Origin of the sequence: Carnobacterium sp. (assembly GCF_032094055.1) — a bacterium.
Classification (GTDB): domain Bacteria; phylum Bacillota; class Bacilli; order Lactobacillales; family Carnobacteriaceae; genus Carnobacterium_A.
In genome coordinates, this window is record NZ_DAMDAK010000125.1 from 1 (window position 1) to 271 (window position 271).

General features: G+C 33.9%; 1 protein-coding gene. It reads right to left on the minus strand.

Features of this window, described 5'->3' with window-relative positions:
• On the minus strand, positions 1 to 271 hold a 271-nt coding region (locus RT405_RS12995), incomplete at both ends, for an exonuclease domain-containing protein (protein ID WP_313470243.1).

A 271-nucleotide genomic window follows, 5' to 3' on the forward strand; every position in this document is an offset into this window, starting at 1 on the left:
ACCATATCATCTGTAATACCCGTTAAATTAATCGTTGTCTGGGATAAAGGATGTCCAGGATCTATGAACTGTTCAAATTTTTCGATTACATTCCCTTTATACATTTTAACAGCCGATAGCTCAATAATTTTGTTATAAACAGCTGATAAACCGGTCGTTTCTACGTCAAAGACAATATAAGTTGCTTCACTCAATTCAATATTTTGGGAGTTGTAAGCAATTGGAACCCCATCATCCACAATGTTTGCTTCAATGCCATATAAAATTTTCA